The following is a 15388-nucleotide window of genomic DNA, read 5'->3' as shown; positions in this document are numbered from 1 at the left end:
ATTCCTGGAGCTGACCGTGCTTAGCCTGCGCGGTCAGATCTGAACGGAGAGAGTGAAATGGCCGGAACAAAAGAAATCCGCACCAAGATCAAGAGCGTGCAAAACACGCGCAAGATCACCAAGGCGATGGAAATGGTCGCCGCATCCAAGATGCGCAAGGCGCAGGAACGGATGCGTGCTGCCCGCCCGTATGCCGAGAAGATTCGCAATGTGGCTGCGCACATGGCGCAGGCCAATCCGGAGTACAAGCACCCGTTCATGGTGGAGCGCGAAGTCAAGCGTGCCGGCCTGATCGTGGTGACGACGGACAAGGGCCTGTGCGGTGGCTTGAACACCAACGTGCTGCGCGCCGTGACCAACCAGTTGCGCGACCTGCAGAACAAGGGCGTTGAGACACAAGCGACCGCCATCGGTACCAAGGGCACGCAGTTCCTGGGCCGCATCGGTGCAAAGGTTGTGTCCAACGTCATGCATCTGGGCGACACGCCGCATCTGGAAAAGCTGATCGGCGCGATCAAGGTCCAGCTCGACGCGTTCAACGCTGGTGAGATCGACGCTGTGTATCTCGCATACACCCGCTTCATCAACACGATGAAGCAGGAGCCGGTGGTTGAGCAGCTGCTGCCGCTGACCGCTGACAAGCTGACGCAGAGCGACGCCGAGAAGCAGGCCTACTCGTGGGATTACATCTACGAGCCGGACGCGCAGACGGTGGTCGACGAGCTGCTGATCCGCTACGTCGAGGCGCTGGTGTACCAGGCGGTGGCCGAGAACATGGCCTCCGAGCAATCGGCCCGGATGGTGGCAATGAAGGCGGCTTCGGACAACGCGAAGAACGTGATCGGCGAACTGCAACTGGTCTACAACAAGACCCGTCAGGCAGCGATCACGAAGGAACTGTCCGAAATCGTCAGCGGCGCGGCAGCGGTCTGACGCCCACGGCAAAGCATTAAGTTATTGGAGATACAAATGAGTATCGCAAACGGAAATATCGTGCAGTGCATCGGCGCCGTGGTGGACATTCAGTTCCCGCGCGACGCGATGCCGAAGGTCTATGACGCTCTCGTGCTGGACGACAGCAACGATACGTCGTTCGCCGAGAAGGGCCTGACCTTCGAAGTGCAACAACAGCTGGGCGACGGCGTGGTGCGTACCATTGCGCTGGGTTCGTCCGACGGTCTGCGCCGCGGCATGCGCGTGAGCAACTCTGGCGCGCCGATCTCGGTGCCGGTGGGTCACGGCACGCTGGGCCGCATCATGGACGTGCTGGGTCGTCCGATCGACGAAGCCGGCCCGATCGCCTGCGACGAAAAGCGCGCGATTCACCAGAAGGCCCCGAAGTTCGACGAACTGTCGCCGTCGGTGGACCTGCTGGAAACCGGCATCAAGGTGATCGACTTGGTCTGCCCGTTCGCCAAGGGCGGTAAGGTGGGTCTGTTCGGTGGCGCCGGCGTCGGCAAGACCGTGAACATGATGGAGCTGATCAACAACATCGCCAAGCAGCACTCGGGCTTGTCGGTGTTTGCTGGCGTGGGCGAGCGTACCCGTGAGGGCAACGACTTCTACCACGAAATGAAGGACTCCAACGTGCTCGACAAGGTGGCCATGGTGTTCGGCCAGATGAACGAGCCGCCGGGCAACCGTCTGCGCGTGGCGCTGACCGGCCTGACGATGGCCGAGCGCTTCCGCGACGAAGGCCGTGACATCCTGTTCTTCGTCGACAACATCTACCGCTACACGCTGGCCGGTACCGAAGTGTCGGCACTGCTGGGCCGTATGCCTTCGGCCGTGGGCTATCAGCCGACGCTGGCTGAAGAAATGGGCAAGCTGCAGGAACGTATTACGTCGACCAAGACTGGCTCGATCACGTCGATTCAGGCCGTGTACGTGCCTGCCGATGACTTGACCGACCCGTCGCCGGCTACGACCTTCCTGCACCTGGACTCGACCGTTGTGTTGTCGCGTGACATCGCTGCACTGGGTATCTACCCCGCAGTGGACCCGCTCGACTCGACGTCGCGCCAGCTCGACCCGCAAGTCGTGGGCCAAGAGCACTACGAAGTCGCCGACCGCGTGAAGAAGACGCTGCAGCGCTACAAGGAACTGCGCGACATCATCGCGATTCTGGGCATGGACGAACTGTCGCCGGAAGACAAGCTGGCTGTGGGCCGCGCCCGTAAGATCCAGCGTTTCCTGTCGCAGCCGTTCCACGTGGCCGAAGTGTTCACGGGTTCGCCGGGCAAGTACGTGCCGCTGAAGGAAACCATCCGCGGCTTCAAGATGCTGGTGGACGGCGAGTGCGATCACCTGCCGGAACAAGCGTTCTACATGGTCGGCTCGATCGACGAAGCCTTCGAAAAGGCCAAGAAGCTCCAGTAAGAGCAACGTCTGGCCTTGTGCGTAAGCCGGGGCCAGTACTGGCTTTCTGACATTCTCGGAGAGCCGCTTTTCTGAGCAAAGGAATCGAGATGGCAACCATTCATGTAGACGTCGTCAGCGCTGAGCACGAGATCTTCTCCGGCAATGCCAAGTTCGTGGCACTCCCGGGTGAATCCGGCGAGCTGGGCATTCTGCCCGGCCACACGCCGCTGATCACGCGCATCAAGCCGGGCGCCGTGCGCATCGAGAAGGAAGATGGCGGCGAAGAGTTCGTGTTCGTTGCCGGTGGCATTCTCGAAGTGCAGCCGAAGAAGGTGACCGTGCTGGCCGATACCGCAATCCGCGGTCACGACCTGGACGAAGCCAAGGCGAACGAAGCCAAGCGTGCGGCCGAAGAGGCGCTGCAGAATCAAAGCAGCGACATCGATCTGGCCCGTGCACAAGGTGAACTGGCCGTGGCCGCTGCGCAGTTGGCAGCAATCGCCCGCCTGCGTCGCAAGCGCTAAGGCAGTGTGTACCGGTTGGTGTCATCGACCGGTCCAGACGAAAAAGCAGCCCCGAAGGGCTGCTTTTTTTTTCGCCCGTCCATGGTGGCGGGCGGGTGTGTCAACGGTGCTCGCCTTCGCGTTTCTCTTCACCGCGATTGCCGCCCTGCGGATGCGGTTGGCCCTCGTGGTGCTCCTGCCGCGGCGGTTGCGCCTGGGGTTGCGGTTGGGGCGGCCGGGCTTCTGGCGGACGCTGTTGAGGCTGCGGTTGCGGCGGGTGGAATTCCGGCGCGCGCGGCTGGGGTTGCGATGGGCGCATCTCCACAACGTGTGGCTGCGGCGCCGGACGCGGGGCTTCCATGCGCGGCTCGGGCGGACGCTGCTCGGGCTGGGGGCGCGCGTGCATCTGCGGCGGCTCGTTGCGCGGGCGCTCTTGCATCGTCGGGGCTGGATTGCCGGTGAAGCGATTCAGCTCCTGGCCTCCGCGCTGCGGTTGCGGTTGAGTTTGGGGTGCCGGCGTGGTGGCCTGCGGCGGTTGCAGGCGTGGCTCGAAGGCACGGCGTTCGTCACGCGGTGTACCCGGTGCGCCCTCGTGTTGCGGTGGGCGCGTCGTCATCCCGGCCGGACCTTGCGGTGCCTGTCCGGCTTGCGGTTGCCCGGGGCGCTCCTGCGGTGCGGCTGCGCCGGGCAGCGGGCGTGGGCGATTGATCTCGCCGGGCGCCATCAGCGCCTGCGGAGCGGTGCCCGGCTGAGCGCCGTGCGGTGCCTGCGCACCTTGCGGGTTCGGCGAACCCATCAGCCCCTGCGGACCATTCGGACTATTCCCACCGTTCGGACCGTGTTGCTCCGGTGGACGACCCGGTTCGTTGCCGGCGCGTGCCGGCCCATTGGGCACAGCACGCGTCAAGCGTAGACCCGCTGCCTGGGCAGCTGCTGGCGCGGGCAGCGTTGCTTCGTTGGGCTGGCCGCGCACCGGTGCAACGCGCGCGCCTGCGTTACCGCCGGTCCACGCTGGGCCGGCGCCCGGCAGCGCTCCGCCTTGCGAGTGGAAACGCTCGGCCAACGCGTCATGCGCGCCCGCAGGCGCTTGCGGTGCGCGCACGGCTATGGCCTGACGCGAGAACACCTGTGCCGGTGGCAGCGGATGTGCACCATTGGCGGCGGCCGCGCCCACCAGGCTTGCCTTCACCGGTGCCAGCGCGGGTGTTGACACAATCTGCGCGTGCGCAAGTTGCGCGCGCATCTGCTCGGGGCGCAGCGTCGTCATCGCGGGGCCGACCGGCTGGCCGCTCACGAACGCCTTGGCGGGTACGGCCGTTAGCGCGGCGGGGTTGTTGGCATTGACGTACGTGACGCGGTTCACATTGGTGACGTTGGTCACGTTGTTGTTGATGATGGTCTTGTTGACCGTGACATTGTTCACCACCACCGTCTTGTTGATGTTGGTGACGTAGGTCGGGCTGGCGGCATACACGGGGCGATACGCCTCGCCCGGCGCCAGCGGGAACCACGCAACGCCCGGTGAACCGATCGAGATGTGGATCCCCCAGCTGACCCCGCCGCCACCGCCGCCGCCCACAAAACCGACCAGCGCGGGTGCATACACCGGGCGCGGTACTACGGGCCCCGGTACCCAGCACCACGTTGCGCCGACATAGGCCCAGCGGCCATAGTGGAACGGCGCGAAACCCCACGGTTGATCGTCAACCCACGTCCAGCCCCACGGTGCAACCCACGCCCAATGGCCCGTGCGATAGGGCGCCCAGCCGGTTGGCACCGCGCTCGGCACCCATACGGCGCCGTAGCCGTCTTCCTCGCGCCACGAGCCGTAGCCGTCCAGGGCTTCGTAGCCGGTCATTTCGCGGCCGACGTAGCGGGCCGAGATGGAGGCATCTTCGCGAGCGTCGCGCGATTCGGCCCAGCGATCGAAGCCATCGCGGCCCGGGTTGTCCATGCCGCCCGCCTCGGCCAGGTCGGTGCCGCCAAAGCGGATCTGCTGGCCAGCGCCCAGCGGGGTCGAGCGATCGTCGCCGTAGGCCGTGCCCTGACCGTGCCAGATGGTCACGGTGGTGCTGGAACCGTCGGGTGCCACGTCGAGGCGGTACTCGCCCGGCGCCTGCGGTCTGAACGCGAGGTTGGGCGTATCGATCTCGATGGTCTGGTCGGGCGGCAGTGCCCGCACGCGTACCGACAACGCACCTTGCGTCAGCTTGACCTGCGTGTTGCGATCATCCAGGTCGACCAGCGTGGCGCCGGTGTTTTGCCCCAGGCGCAGCGCGGTGGAGCCAACGTGCAGCTCGCTGCGGCTGCCCTGATCGGACCACAGGCGGTCGCCGGTCGTAAAGGGACGATTCAGCGTGGCGCCGGCCCAGTCGTCGGAGCCGGCAGGCGCGAAACTGACCGCGCCAGAGAAATCGGACAGCCGCGCCACGCGCGAAGCCGGATCGGCCGCCAGCGCGGCCTGCGAGCCGCAGACCAACAACACGGCAGCAACGCCAACAGCACGCAAGACATGCGGCAATCGCACGCCGGCCAGACGCACAGCACTACGGGAAGCAGCGGACATGATGAGCCCTCGTTTTTTATGGCGGCATGCGCCGCGTGGATGTCTCCATTAAACGCAGCAGCGGGCGTCATGCCGACTTGGCTTTGTAAGAGCGTGTTTCGGGGAGGCCGCGGTAGAAAGCGCCGCAGACAGAACGTCGGGCGCGCAAATTGCGCAGGCAAAAAAAAGCGCGCGGGCCGGGGAGCGCCGCGCGGACGGGAAATCCCTTCGAGGGGTCAATTCGAAAGGAGGGGTAACTTGGCATTGCCGTCGTGCCCGTGCGCGAATGTCGGGTGGGATGCCCGTCTGGCGCACAACAATTGGACACAACTGCAAGGTGCGAAGGCATTGTGGGCGACGAGGTAGGCCGCGGACGTAACAAAGTGTGTCGGATTGCAATCGAATGCAAGTGTTGCAAACGGTCTCTTGGCGTGACGCAAAAGACGCTTAACGAGACATCTGCGGGAACGTCTGCTGCACCTGCTCAGTCCCACCACTTTGCCCTGAAGGCCGGCAAACCGCATGGAGAGCGGGGCTCGGGGGCATGACATAGGCTAGGGTGTTGGTTTCTAGGAGGGAGGCATGCAGCAGCATGCGGCGGGTCAGGCCGGGCTGGCGTCGATGGGCGCTGGCGTTTTTGTTACCTTGATGGCGACAGTTGGCGGGGCGGGTGCTGCACATGCGGCCACGGAAGCGCCTTCGACAGCGCCTCAGGCGCCAGCAAGTGCACCCGGCGCCTCCACACCTGTTGCGTCTGCGCCAACGGCGGCGCTTGCCAAATCCAAGATGCCACGCGAACGCCACGCCGGCACGTTCTGGCAAGGCGCGATCGGCAATGGGGCCGAAAGCCCACGCTGGAACGTCTGGCTGAACGTGTATGACCCCGCGCCCGCCGACCAGGACAAAGATAAGGACCCCATCGCCGACACGCTCACTGGCGAGGCCTACGATGATCGCCCCCAAGGCCGCACCCTGTGGGCCATCGAGGGTCGCAATGTGCCGGAGCACCGCTTCATCTGGCGCGAACGCGCGGACGCCATGGACGGCAGCGGCCGACCCGTCGCACGCGAGGGCGGCACGCTCTCCGGTGCCTTCTCGGCGGATGGCACCAGCGCCACCGGCACGTGGAGCGACGGTGGCCGCAGCCAACCCTTCACGCTCAAGCGCATGGCGCACTATCGCGAAGTCACCGGCACGGCAGGGCAGGCCACCCTCACTGAGCGCTATCCGGTGACGGGCGATGCGGCCATCGACGCGTTGGTGCAATCGTTACGCATCAACCGCTGCGATCAATACGACACCGAATGCGTTGTCCGCATCAGCGCCATCGGCGTGGGTGACACCGTCAGCCTGTTGCGCATGGTGTGGGCCTATAGCGGGGGCGCACACGGCAACTACAGCTTCACCGCCGGCAACTGGCGACGCGCTGCGCAGGGCTTTCAGCCCATCACCCTGGCAGACGTGCTGAACCCGACGCCAACGTGCCTGCAAAGCTTCAACGCGCAGATCGTCGATGCGCTCAAGCGCGAAGGCGCACCCGATGCCGCACGCGGCGCACTCAAGGAGAAGGACCTGCGCAACGCCACGTTTCCGTTTACGCTGCAAGGCAACCGCATCGTCGTGCACTACGGGCCGTATGAGGTGGGCCCGTATGCGTCGGGCGCATTTCGCGCGGCGGTGCGTCTGGATGATCTCGGGGCCGTGTGCAAGCGGCCCACTACCTGAATCGACTGCTGACCATGTCCGCCAATCCTTCCTACGTCGACGAACAAGCCACCATGCGCCGGCTGCTGTCGGGCAAGACCATCGCCGTGGTTGGGCTGTCGCCGCGCCCCACGCGGCCGAGCTATGACGTGGCGCGCTATCTGCAACAGGCCGGCTATCGCATCGTGCCCGTCAACCCGCAACACGCCGGCGAAGATGTGCTCGGCGAGCCGTGCTATGCGACTTTGACCGAAGCCGCCACCACGCTCGCTACCGCCGGCCATCGCATCGACCTGGTCGACATCTTCCGCCGTGCCGAACACGTGTTGCCCGTCGTGCAGGAAGCCGTGACGCTGGGCGTGGGCGGCATCTGGGTGCAACTCGGTATCGTCAATGACGAGGCAATGGTCGTGGCGCGCAACGCCGGCATCCCGGCCGTGCAGGACCGCTGTACCAAGATCGAGCACTGGCGCCTCGGCATCGGCCAGCCCAACGGAACGTGACGATTGCCGGCGCGGTTTGCACTAGGCTTTTTGGTTTCGGTCTTTTCTGGAGCTTCCTATGCAATTCCGCCGCTGGATTTCCGCCGCCGCGCTGGCCGCTGCCTCCTCGCTTGCCGGTGCCGCTGAAGCCGATCTAAGTGTTCACGTGCTCGATCAGCAGACTGGTAAGCCGGCTACGGCAGTACGCGTCACCCTTGATGCCCGCGCGAACGGCGTCTGGCGCACCATCGCGCAAGGCACGACGGACGATGATGGCCGCATCAAGGCGCTGTTGCCTCGCGGTCAAGCGCTCGCCACCGGCGACTACCGCGTGACGTTCGACACGGGTGCCTACTTCAGCAAGCACAACACCCCCACGTTCTTCCCCGAAGTGCCGGTGGTCTTTCACGTGCAGGACGCCGCGCAGCACTATCACATTCCACTGCTGCTCAGTCCGTTCGGGTTTTCGACGTATCGCGGTAGCTGACGCGCGCTACACTTCGGCGGTCATTGAATCTCGCACACCTCTCCGCATCATGGCCGTCGATCCGCACATCCTGCAGTTCTATCAACGTATTGCCGAGCGCTTTGGGGCCTTGCCCCCGCCGGAAGATCCGGCGGCGCAGCGTGCGCGCTTCGAGGCCATTGCCGCGCTATCGAACCATCCTGATCCCGAGGGCGTGGAAGCCTCCGACCTGAGCTTGCCTTTGCCGGGTCGCACGCTCGATGCGATCGTCTTCCGGCCCAAGCACGTGGTGAAGCCGCGCCTGCTGGTGTGGTTTCACGGGGGAGGGTGGGTGGTCGGCGCGCCGCGTACCACGCATCGCCTGCTGGCCGCATTGCTTGCGCAGGACACGGGTTGCGCGGTCGTCAGCGTGGATTACCGCCTCGCGCCGGAGCACCCGTTTCCGATTCCGGCCGATGATGCGCGCGATGCGTTGGCCTATCTCGCAGAACAGCGCGAGCAGCTTGGCTTCGATCCAGCATTCCTTGCCGTGGGTGGCGATAGCGCGGGCGGTCATCTTGCTGCGCAGGCTACGCAGGTGGTGCGGCCCGGGCTCGTCAGCGCGCAGTTGCTCGTCTATCCCGTCACCACGCCGGCATTCGGCAGCGAAAGCTATAACGCCTTCGCGCAGGGTCCGGGCCTCACGCGCGACGAGATGCGCTGGTATTGGACGCAGTTCATCGGCGCCGAAGCGCTGGCCAAGCTGCCGTCCGAGCACGATGCGCGCATCGATCTGATGGCGCAGCCGCCGGCGCACACGCCGCCCGATACGGTCGTTATCGTGGCGGCGCACGACGTGCTGCGCGATGACGGTCTGCGCTACGCCGGCTACCTCGTCGAGCACGGCGCACAAGTCGTCACCATCGAGGCCTCAGGCATGACGCACGGCTTTGCGCGCATGCAATTCGAGGCCGAACGCGCACGCGAATGGATGCGCCGCGCGGCGCACGCTTTCGTGGGGATGACCAGCGAGGAGTAGGCGAGAGCGGCGCGAACTGCGCCGAGACTCAGCGCGGCGGTGTGCGGCGCGGGCGGAACGCTGCCATTACGCGCCGTGTGACGAACAGCGAGAGGTAGTCCTGCACGCGAGCATCGGCGGCCAGCATGCGGAGCGTTTCCTGATATTGAGCACGGACGAGATCGGCAGGTGCACCGGTGTCGTGTGCGATTTTGTCGATCTGCTCGTCCTGGTCTGCGATGGCGGCGGCCATGATTGCTTCCCGTTGTTGCGTTGGCAGTGACACGCACGGCTGGCTTGCGCGGCGCGTGACCACTATAGGTAACGGGTCGAAACAATCCAGCCTTGTTGCAAAGCTTTCAGCAGACCACTTGCCTCGCATCAAAACGGTGCGACTGCCTGTGCAGAGACTGCGCCGGCAACCATCATTTGCCCCAGTTTGCGGGCATGCTCTGCAAGCCGATGGCGGCACCGGATGTATCCGTCACGCGCGCCAGTTCACGATACGCAATGGCCTGCACGCGCTCGGGCAGCGGCACAAACTTTGCGCGCGCGGCCAGTTCGTCACCGTGGAAATAGCCCCACGTCAGAAACTTCAGCGCGGCCAGCGTGCGTGGGCCCGACGGGCTCACGGCCGGCACCAGGATGAAGGTGCCCATGGTGATCGGCCAGGTATCCGCACCGGGCAGGTTGATGAGCGGTGCGGTGAAGTCGCCCTTGCGATTCCACGCGCTCTGGACCACGGCTTCGCGGAAGCCGCTCACCTGCGCGCCGACGAAGCGGCCTGCCGCGTTGCGCAACTGCACGGCGTTGAGGTCGTTGTCGAGCACGTAGTTGTAGTCGACATAGCCGATGGCGCCGGGCGTGGCCTGCACGGTCTTGACGACGTCGCCGCTGCCCTTGGCGGCAAGCGTATCCGCTGGCCAGGCGATGGTCGATTTGGTGCCGTAGGCGGTCTTCCACTCGGGGCTGACGGCGCTCAGGTAATCGGTGAAGTGGTACGTGGTACCTGAACCGTCCGCACGCACCACGGGGCGGATCTTCAGCTTGGGCAGCGTCACGCCGGGGTTAAGTGCGCGCACTTCCGGGGCGTCCCAGCTTTCCACCTTGCCGAGGAAGATGTGCGTGAGCACTTCACCCGTCAGCTTGAGCTGGCCGCGCGCCACGCCCGGCACGTTGATGAACGGCACCGCGCCCGTCACCACCGACGGCACACATACCAAGCCCGCCTTGGCGGCATCGGCGCTCGACAGCGGCACGTCAGACGCACCGAAATCCACCGACCCGGCCCGGATACGCTTGAGCCCTTCGCCCGAACCCACCGCGTCATAGCTGAGCGTGACACCCGACGATGCGGCATACCCCGTCGACCAGATGCGATACACCGGCGCAGCGGCAGTCGACCCCGCGCCGCGCACTTGCGCGTGGGCGAGAACGGGCAGGCCCGCAGCGGTAACCGCCAGGGCAATAACAAGGTGTTTGAACATGGAAAGACCAGCGAACAGCGGTGGGAACGAAGCCGGCGATTGTAGCGATGCATGCGTGACAGCACCGTATGTGGGCCTATGCGTCCCCTCTATTGCGGGGGTGTGAGCGTTGTAATCCGTTCCGCAAACGTTGGGCAGCTTGGGTGCTGCCAATATTTCCAATATAGTGGAAATATGGAAGAAAACGACATCATCCGCGCCCTCGCCGCGCTCGCACACAACCTGCGCCTGCGCGTGTTCCGCATGCTGGTCGTCGCTGGCCCGGCGGGGCTGACGCCTGGAGCGATGGCGGAACAGCTCGACGTGCCCGGTGCGACGCTCTCATTCCACTTGAAGGAACTGATGCATGCGCAGCTCGTGACGCAGGAGCGCGATGGCCGCAACCTCATCTACCGCGCCGCGTTCGATCACATGCAGGGCGTGCTGGCTTTCCTGACCGAAAACTGTTGCCAGGGCGAGCCGTGCGGCGTGGAAGGCGCCGCCTGCCCGTGCTGACGGTGCACCCATGACCACCAACGTTCTGATCCTCTGCACCCACAACTCCGCGCGCAGCGTGCTGGCCGAGGGCATGCTGAACCACTGGGCGCAGCAGTTGGGCAAAGACGTGCGCGCCTACAGCGCCGGCAGTGCACCCAGCGGCCGCCTGAACCCGTTCGCGCTGGAGGCGCTCGCCAATGCCGGCGTCGACACCACGGGCTATCACAGCAAAAGCTGGGACGCATTCGCGGCCGAGGGCGCGCCGCCCATGCGCATCGTCATCACCGTCTGCGATAGCGCGGCCGCTGAGGCTTGCCCCTACTGGCCCGGTAGTCCGGTGAAAGTGCATTGGGGCTACCCCGATCCGTCCAACGCGCTGGGCGGCGATGCGGGTAAGCGCCAGGCCTTCGAGCTGACGCGCCAGGCCATCGGCTACCGGATGCTGCAACTGCTGATGCTGCCGCTCGATACGCTGAGCCACGCCGAGCTGCAGGCCCATCTCGAACGCGTTGCACGCACCTGAACACCATGGCGGATTGGCGCAACCGATGGCTGGCTGAAACGCTGGGTACGGCCTTGCTGCTGGCAGTCGTCATCGGCTCGGGGATCATGGCCGAGCGGCTGGCTGGCGGGAACGTGGCGTTGGCGCTGATCGCCAATACGGCCGCCACGGTAGGCGGGCTGTATGTGCTGATCGAAGTGTTGGGGCCCGTGAGCGGGGCGCATTTCAACCCCGTGGTGTCGGCAGTGATGGCCGTGCGAGGGGAGTTGTCGGGCGGCGCGCTGGTGCTCTACATCACGGCACAACTGGTGGGTGCGGTGTTGGGTGCCTGGCTGGCGCACGCCATGTTCGACATGACGCTGCTGCAGTTTTCCACCAAGGTGCGCAGCGGCGCAGGGCAGTGGATTGCCGAAGCGGTGGCGACGGCCGGCTTGCTGCTGGTGATTCTGCGCGCGCCCAATGGGCGGGCCGCTTCGTTGGTGGCCAGCTATATCGGGGCGGCGTACTGGTTCACGGCGTCCACGTCGTTCGCCAACCCGGCGGCGGCGTTCGGGCGCATGTTCAGCGATAGCTTTGCCGGCATCGCGCCGGCCAGCGTGCCGGGCTTCATTGTCGCGGAATGCATTGGCGCGGCCATTGGGCTGGGGCTGCATCTCGCCTTGCTGCCGCGCCATGGCGGCAGTGCCCCGCCCAATGTCATCGAACGCTCAGGCGACTGAGCTGGCGGCTTCTTCCTTCACCAAGCCTTCCGCACGCAACGCAGCTTGCACGGCCGGGCGCGCAGCCACGCGGTCCATGTAGGCCAGCACGTTCGGGTACGCCGTCATGGGCAACGACAGGAAGGTCGCCCAGTTCAGCACGGTGAAGGCGTAGGCATCCGCCACGCTGTAGTCGCCGGCCAGATAGGGCTGCTTGGCGAGGCGCGCGTCGAGCTCCGCAAAGCGCTTGGCGAGCTTGTCCTTGGCGCCCTGGCGGGTGGCTTCGGGCGTGTCCTTGTACCAGAGCGGCCCAAAACCCTTGTGCAGCTCGGTGCTGACAAAGGTCAGCCATTCGATCACCGACAGACGGTGCGTGCTGCCGGCCTTGCCGATCAAGGCCTGTGCCGGGTCGAGGTCGGCCACGTATTGCAGCAGCGCAGCGGCCTCGGTGTGGCGGGAGCCGTCGGCCAATTCCAGCAGCGGCACATAGCCACGCGGCGAGATCGTGTAGTAATCCGTGCCGTCCGCGGTGAGGTGCTGGGCGAGATTGACGGCGGTCAGGTCAAACTGCGCACCGACTTCACGCAGGGCGATATGCACGGCCAGCGAGCACGCGCCGGCGGAGTAGTAGAGCTTCATGGTCGTTTTGATCTCCAGGTTGGAACAGCCACTGCGCACGCAGGCAGCAGCGGCATTGGCGACACTGTAGGATTGCGTCCACGCCAATGGAATAAGCACCAAGGAAAGTCATGCTTGCACAGACGCAATACCGCCTGAGCGCGGCCGACCTGGAAGTGGTGCTGGCGATGGCACGCACGGGCACGCTGGCGGCAGCGGGGGAGCGGCTCGGCGTGGATGCGTCCACGGTGTTCCGCGCGGTGCAGCGCATCGAGCGCGGGCTCGGGCAACGGCTGTTCGCCCGCTCGCGCACGGGCTATCTCGCCAACGAGCTGGCGCTGTCGCTGGCCGAACGCGCGGAGCAGGTGGAAGCTGCGCTGGAATCGGCGCGGACGGTGGTCAATGCGGCGCCCGACCAAGTCTCGGGCACGGTGCGCATCACCACCACGGACACCATCCTCCTGGGCCTGGTTGCGCCCGCGCTGCAGGCCCTGCGCGCCGAGCACCCCAATCTCGCCTACGACTTGCGCGCCAGCAACGAGCTGGCCAGTCTCACACGGCGCGATGCCGATATCGCCGTGCGTGCCACGCGGCGCCCGCCGCAGCATCTGGTGGGCAAACACCTCGGTTCCATCCGCGTGGCGCTGTATGCGGCGCGCGGTAGCGGCACGACCTACGCCGATGTGGAAGCGGGCCGCACGCCGTGGCTGGCCATTGACGACGCGATTCCCGAGCACCCTTCCGTGGCCTGGCGCAAGCGACATTTCCCCAAGGTCATGCCCACGTATTTCGTGAACAGCCTGCAGATCGTGGCCGAGATGGTGGCGATGGGCATGGGGGTCGGCATCCTGCCCGTACTGATGGCCGAGGCGCATACCGACCTGGTGCAGTTGCGGGATCTGCACGACGCCAATCAGTCGGAGCTGTGGCTGCTGACCCATCCGGAGTCCCGCCACCTGCGGCGGGTGGCGGTGGTGTATGGGCATCTGGCGCAGGCGTTGCGCCTGCCGTAACCGCGCTTAGCAGACGACTCCCTGTACCTGCAGGTGTGCGGGGTTATGACGAGGCGACCGGCCGCTCCTCTGGCGTGGGTTCGTCAAAGCGCAAACGGGTATCGACGAGCGCTGCACGGCGGCGCAGGTCTTCCGTTGTTTCGCCATTGCCGTCGGGCCGCCAGCCGGGCGGGCGCAGCAGATAACCGAACACATCACCCGCCGAGCGGGCCGTCTTCAGGTCTTGCCACAGCGCGCGCCAGTGGCTGAACTCGATGGTCAGCAGGTTGTATGTGCGCATCGGGCGCACGAGGCCGTAGCGGCAGGGCACGTCTTTGCGCTCGGGGATGTAGGTGCCGAACAGCCGGTCGAAGAGGATCAGCACGCCGCCGTAGTTGCCATCGAGGTATTCGAGGTTGGCGGCATGGTGCACGCGGTGCGCCGACGGCGTGTTCAGCACCCACTCCAGCGGGCCGAGGCGTGGAATCCACGTGGCGTGAATCCAGAATTGGTACAGCAGGTTCAGCGACAGCAGCATCAGCACGATGCGCGGCGGCATGCCCAGCAGCGGCGCCAGCGCGAAGAAGGCGAGGGTGCCGGTCAGCTTGCCCGTCCAGCCGAAACGGTAGGCGGCGGATAGGTTCAAGTCATTCGGCGAATGGTGAATGGCGTGGGTGCACCAGAACCAGCGCACGCGATGCGCTGCGCGGTGGTACCAGTAATAGCAGAACTCCTGGCCGAGAAAACAGGCAGCCCAGCCGGTCCAATGGTCCATCGGCAGGGTCCAGAGGCGGTGCTGGTAAATCCATTCCAGGCCCTGCGTCCAGAACGCCAGCGGCAGCAGCCAGCGCAGTGGGTACTCGCGTACGAGGAAATCGACCACCGAGACGCCGGCGGCCTTCCAGTCGTACGCGGCCCAGCCGTTTCTCAGTGACAGCACGATCGCCTCGGCCAGTGACGACACCAGCACGATGACGACGGCGATCTTAAGGATGGTCAGCAGCACGGCCATGGCGCTGGGCTCCGTGGAGGGATGCCGGCGACGGTACTGCAAATCGTGCCAGGGCGGCAATCGGGGCCCTCCACGACCCGATTCACCTCAAAGCGGCGCCATCGTGCCCTAGACGCCCGTTGATGCTGCTTTTTTCAGCATGAACGGGTTTCAGACTGTCGCGCATGCCTCTTTTTTATGCATTCACGAACCTTGGATGCTCCGTTCGTGCTGCTTTTTTATGCATTCACGAACCGCAGATCCGCATTCATGCGGCTTTCTTGCGCATTCACGGCGCGCAGACGCTCGTGCATGCCGCTTTTTTATGCATTACCGGGTCTCGGACTGCCGCGAATGCCGTTGCGTACCGCAATGCACTGGATTTTGTCTGGCCCAGCGGCACACCCCCGAACGGCTTGCCCCTCGGAAGGGCGGGTTTCACCGGCTCAAGTTCCCCCAGCCGCTGCCGTAGCAGCTTGAGTGGCCCCGACAGCCGGCAATCAATCTGGAGGGCGCTACGGTCATACCCGTACGCAGACTGATTCACGCAGGACGTTCATCTAAG

The 15388-nt window shown here is 65.4% G+C and carries 16 protein-coding genes; 11 read left to right on the top strand and 5 right to left on the bottom strand.

The window, feature by feature from the left end:
* Positions 1 to 57 precede the first annotated feature (57 nt).
* From atpG to ACN9M1_RS15815, 3 genes are all read left to right on the top strand, one after another.
* A complete protein-coding gene (atpG, locus tag ACN9M1_RS15825; RefSeq protein WP_426395840.1) occupies positions 58 to 933 on the top strand; it encodes a F0F1 ATP synthase subunit gamma in 876 nt (291 codons plus the stop codon).
* 42 nt (positions 934 to 975) lie between these two features.
* Complete coding sequence (atpD, locus tag ACN9M1_RS15820; protein ID WP_426398882.1) at positions 976 to 2379, top strand: F0F1 ATP synthase subunit beta; 1404 nt, start codon at positions 976 to 978, stop codon at positions 2377 to 2379.
* Between the two features lie 89 nt (positions 2380 to 2468).
* On the top strand, positions 2469 to 2885 hold the full coding sequence (locus ACN9M1_RS15815; protein ID WP_426395838.1) for a F0F1 ATP synthase subunit epsilon: 417 nt from the start codon (positions 2469 to 2471) through the stop codon (positions 2883 to 2885).
* Between the two features lie 100 nt (positions 2886 to 2985).
* Here ACN9M1_RS15815 and ACN9M1_RS15810 read toward each other — a convergent pair whose 3' ends face one another.
* Positions 2986 to 5430 (bottom strand): DUF6600 domain-containing protein, encoded by a 2445-nt coding sequence (locus ACN9M1_RS15810; RefSeq protein WP_426395836.1) that lies wholly within the window; start codon positions 5428 to 5430, stop codon positions 2986 to 2988.
* A 561-nt stretch (positions 5431 to 5991) separates the two neighbouring features.
* Between ACN9M1_RS15810 and ACN9M1_RS15805 the strand changes: the two genes are divergently transcribed.
* The 4 genes from ACN9M1_RS15805 to ACN9M1_RS15790 are packed head-to-tail and all read left to right on the top strand — an operon-like array spanning position 5992 to position 9079.
* Positions 5992 to 7134, top strand: a complete 1143-nt coding sequence (locus ACN9M1_RS15805) for an RsiV family protein (protein WP_426395834.1) — start codon at positions 5992 to 5994, stop codon at positions 7132 to 7134.
* A 14-nt stretch (positions 7135 to 7148) separates the two neighbouring features.
* Positions 7149 to 7616, top strand: a complete 468-nt coding sequence (locus ACN9M1_RS15800; RefSeq protein WP_426395832.1) for a CoA-binding protein — start codon at positions 7149 to 7151, stop codon at positions 7614 to 7616.
* 58 nt (positions 7617 to 7674) lie between these two features.
* Positions 7675 to 8082 carry a hydroxyisourate hydrolase gene (gene uraH / locus ACN9M1_RS15795; protein ID WP_426395830.1) on the top strand — a complete coding sequence of 136 codons (408 nt, stop codon included), beginning with the start codon at positions 7675 to 7677 and terminating at the stop codon, positions 8080 to 8082.
* Positions 8083 to 8131: 49 nt separating this feature from the next.
* Positions 8132 to 9079 carry an alpha/beta hydrolase gene (locus tag ACN9M1_RS15790; RefSeq protein ID WP_426395828.1) on the top strand — a complete coding sequence of 316 codons (948 nt, stop codon included), beginning with the start codon at positions 8132 to 8134 and terminating at the stop codon, positions 9077 to 9079.
* 28 nt (positions 9080 to 9107) lie between these two features.
* On the opposite strand, the gene ACN9M1_RS15785 is transcribed toward ACN9M1_RS15790, so the two are convergent.
* Positions 9108 to 9311, bottom strand: a complete 204-nt coding sequence (locus ACN9M1_RS15785) for a DUF3562 domain-containing protein (RefSeq protein ID WP_426395826.1) — start codon at positions 9309 to 9311, stop codon at positions 9108 to 9110.
* Between the two features lie 172 nt (positions 9312 to 9483).
* Positions 9484 to 10545 (bottom strand): phosphate ABC transporter substrate-binding protein PstS, encoded by a 1062-nt coding sequence (pstS, locus tag ACN9M1_RS15780; protein ID WP_426395824.1) that lies wholly within the window; start codon positions 10543 to 10545, stop codon positions 9484 to 9486.
* Between the two features lie 174 nt (positions 10546 to 10719).
* Between pstS and ACN9M1_RS15775 the strand changes: the two genes are divergently transcribed.
* The 3 genes from ACN9M1_RS15775 to ACN9M1_RS15765 are packed head-to-tail and all read left to right on the top strand — an operon-like array spanning position 10720 to position 12243.
* Positions 10720 to 11040 carry an ArsR/SmtB family transcription factor gene (locus tag ACN9M1_RS15775; protein ID WP_426395822.1) on the top strand — a complete coding sequence of 107 codons (321 nt, stop codon included), beginning with the start codon at positions 10720 to 10722 and terminating at the stop codon, positions 11038 to 11040.
* A 10-nt stretch (positions 11041 to 11050) separates the two neighbouring features.
* Complete coding sequence (locus ACN9M1_RS15770) at positions 11051 to 11545, top strand: arsenate reductase ArsC (RefSeq protein ID WP_426395820.1); 495 nt, start codon at positions 11051 to 11053, stop codon at positions 11543 to 11545.
* A 5-nt stretch (positions 11546 to 11550) separates the two neighbouring features.
* Positions 11551 to 12243 carry an aquaporin gene (locus ACN9M1_RS15765; RefSeq protein ID WP_426395818.1) on the top strand — a complete coding sequence of 231 codons (693 nt, stop codon included), beginning with the start codon at positions 11551 to 11553 and terminating at the stop codon, positions 12241 to 12243.
* Here ACN9M1_RS15765 and gstA read toward each other — a convergent pair.
* Positions 12232 to 12861, bottom strand: coding sequence for a glutathione transferase GstA (gene gstA / locus ACN9M1_RS15760; RefSeq protein WP_426395816.1), 630 nt, complete (start codon positions 12859 to 12861; stop codon positions 12232 to 12234). The genes ACN9M1_RS15765 and gstA overlap by 12 nt on opposite strands.
* 110 nt (positions 12862 to 12971) lie before the next feature.
* Here gstA and ACN9M1_RS15755 point away from each other — a divergent pair, with 110 nt between their 5' ends.
* On the top strand, positions 12972 to 13853 hold the full coding sequence (locus ACN9M1_RS15755; protein WP_426395814.1) for a LysR family transcriptional regulator: 882 nt from the start codon (positions 12972 to 12974) through the stop codon (positions 13851 to 13853).
* Positions 13854 to 13896: 43 nt separating this feature from the next.
* On the opposite strand, the gene ACN9M1_RS15750 is transcribed toward ACN9M1_RS15755, so the two are convergent.
* Entirely contained in the window at positions 13897 to 14844 is a 948-nt protein-coding gene (locus ACN9M1_RS15750) for a sterol desaturase family protein (protein ID WP_426395812.1), read from the bottom strand.
* Positions 14845 to 15388: the final 544 nt, after the last annotated feature.

Source organism: Ralstonia sp. R-29, from assembly GCF_049913345.1.
In the GTDB taxonomy this organism is placed as follows: domain Bacteria; phylum Pseudomonadota; class Gammaproteobacteria; order Burkholderiales; family Burkholderiaceae; genus Ralstonia.
The sequence above is the reverse complement of the archived record's forward strand: the minus strand, read 5'-3'. Positions and strand labels throughout refer to the sequence as shown.

Excerpts from the sequence above, each read along its gene's own strand:
- gstA (WP_426395816.1), bottom strand. The coding sequence starts at position 12,861 with ATGAAGCTCTACTACTCCGCCGGCGCGTGCTCGCTGGCCGTGCATATC.
- ACN9M1_RS15800 (WP_426395832.1), top strand. The coding sequence starts at position 7,149 with ATGTCCGCCAATCCTTCCTACGTCGACGAACAAGCCACCATGCGCCGG.
- pstS (WP_426395824.1), bottom strand. The coding sequence starts at position 10,545 with ATGTTCAAACACCTTGTTATTGCCCTGGCGGTTACCGCTGCGGGCCTG.
- ACN9M1_RS15790 (WP_426395828.1), top strand. The coding sequence starts at position 8,132 with ATGGCCGTCGATCCGCACATCCTGCAGTTCTATCAACGTATTGCCGAG.
- atpG (WP_426395840.1), top strand. The coding sequence starts at position 58 with ATGGCCGGAACAAAAGAAATCCGCACCAAGATCAAGAGCGTGCAAAAC.
- ACN9M1_RS15765 (WP_426395818.1), top strand. The coding sequence starts at position 11,551 with ATGGCGGATTGGCGCAACCGATGGCTGGCTGAAACGCTGGGTACGGCC.
- uraH (WP_426395830.1), top strand. The coding sequence starts at position 7,675 with ATGCAATTCCGCCGCTGGATTTCCGCCGCCGCGCTGGCCGCTGCCTCC.
- ACN9M1_RS15815 (WP_426395838.1), top strand. The coding sequence starts at position 2,469 with ATGGCAACCATTCATGTAGACGTCGTCAGCGCTGAGCACGAGATCTTC.
- ACN9M1_RS15785 (WP_426395826.1), bottom strand. The coding sequence starts at position 9,311 with ATGGCCGCCGCCATCGCAGACCAGGACGAGCAGATCGACAAAATCGCA.
- ACN9M1_RS15810 (WP_426395836.1), bottom strand. The coding sequence starts at position 5,430 with ATGTCCGCTGCTTCCCGTAGTGCTGTGCGTCTGGCCGGCGTGCGATTG.
- ACN9M1_RS15755 (WP_426395814.1), top strand. The coding sequence starts at position 12,972 with ATGCTTGCACAGACGCAATACCGCCTGAGCGCGGCCGACCTGGAAGTG.
- ACN9M1_RS15805 (WP_426395834.1), top strand. The coding sequence starts at position 5,992 with ATGCAGCAGCATGCGGCGGGTCAGGCCGGGCTGGCGTCGATGGGCGCT.
- ACN9M1_RS15775 (WP_426395822.1), top strand. The coding sequence starts at position 10,720 with ATGGAAGAAAACGACATCATCCGCGCCCTCGCCGCGCTCGCACACAAC.
- ACN9M1_RS15770 (WP_426395820.1), top strand. The coding sequence starts at position 11,051 with ATGACCACCAACGTTCTGATCCTCTGCACCCACAACTCCGCGCGCAGC.
- ACN9M1_RS15750 (WP_426395812.1), bottom strand. The coding sequence starts at position 14,844 with ATGGCCGTGCTGCTGACCATCCTTAAGATCGCCGTCGTCATCGTGCTG.